The organism is Pontibacter virosus (assembly GCF_003096355.1).
Taxonomy (GTDB): Bacteria; Bacteroidota; Bacteroidia; order Cytophagales; family Hymenobacteraceae; genus Pontibacter; species Pontibacter virosus.
Map to the genome: position 1 here is coordinate 377 of NZ_QEKI01000037.1, position 1,287 is coordinate 1,663.

1 protein-coding gene and 1 pseudogene are annotated in these 1,287 nt (G+C 45.5%); both read left to right on the forward strand.

Features of this window, described 5'->3' with window-relative positions; all coding sequences use genetic code 11:
* Nucleotides 1-744, forward strand: a pseudogene (locus C8E01_RS21380) (hypothetical protein); the annotation flags it as partial.
* A gap of 348 nt (nucleotides 745-1,092) precedes the next feature.
* A partial coding sequence (locus C8E01_RS21510) for a hypothetical protein (RefSeq protein ID WP_133242819.1) occupies nucleotides 1,093-1,287 on the forward strand: 195 nt, incomplete at its 3' end.

Here is a 1,287-nt window from a genome sequence, read left to right on the forward strand (position 1 = left end):
CTTATAGACGCCAACTCGGATAAGGACTTGGCGCAGCTAACTGACGGTTCCACGCTGAGCTTCAGCGCCCTGGGTACCAAGAAGTTCAACTTCCGTGCAAACTTCGACCAGTCGACTGTGGCGAACGTGAAGTTTGAACTGGTGGGTGCCAAAGGCCATAGCTCCACAGACAAAGCGGCTCCTTTCGCCCTGTTCGGTGATGATGGAAGAGGCAACTACTACTACAACCAGATCCTGCCAACGGGCAGCTATACCCTGAAAGCCACCCCTTACTCGGCCTCAGGCGTAGCAGGTACTCCGGTACAGGTTAGATTTAATATTGTAGAGTCGGGACCAAATTCATTTGCTCCATCAACTAGCGATGAAACAGCAACTACTACGCCAGTAGTTAATAATAATGCTGTAAGTCTCACCCTTATAGACGCCAACTCGGATAAGGACTTGGCGCAGCTAACTGACGGTTCCACGCTGAGCTTCAGCGCCCTGGGTACCAAGAAGTTCAACTTCCGTGCAAACTTCGACCAGTCGACTGTGGCGAACGTGAAGTTTGAACTGGTGGGTGCCAAAGGCCATAGCTCCACAGACAAAGCGGCTCCTTTCGCCCTGTTCGGTGATGATGGAAGAGGCAACTACTACTACAACCAGATCCTGCCAACGGGCAGCTATACCCTGAAAGCCACCCCTTACTCGGCCTCAGGCGTAGCAGGTACTCCGGTACAGGTTAGCTTCAATATTAAAGAATAGCAACAAGTAAACATTAGATACGAGGCTAATCAAATGAAAAGCGGTGCTGGAAACTTCCAGCACCGCTTTTTTTATATAGATATAACATGTTGCTGGACTATGGGCATTATTTTATAGCCTTGTTGATTAAAACACGAGTTGAATAAAATTGAGATGCATTACAGTTTTGAGTGATTGGCAATTATTACTTAGTAATAGAAGTCAGATTCAATCAAATTTAATTTTGACACTTATTAATTGAACGATATTTATTCTAAATAGTAAAAGTATGACTAGCTCACCTTGCTGATCAATGATGTTTTCAATCTGAATTCATTAGTGTAAAGTGATAAATAAATTTAGATTCATATGAAAGAAGTTTTTAGCAAGACAGTATTAACCGTTGCAGTTAGTCTACTTCTGTTTAATTACCTTCAGAGACAACAGAAAACCAGCCTATCACTTGGGGTTGAGTCGGTTGGCAAGGCCACGGCCAGTTTGCTGTTCAGCCAGAACTTCGAGGGCAGCGACCCGCTCTCCTCCTTCCACAGCCTGGAGCTGGGC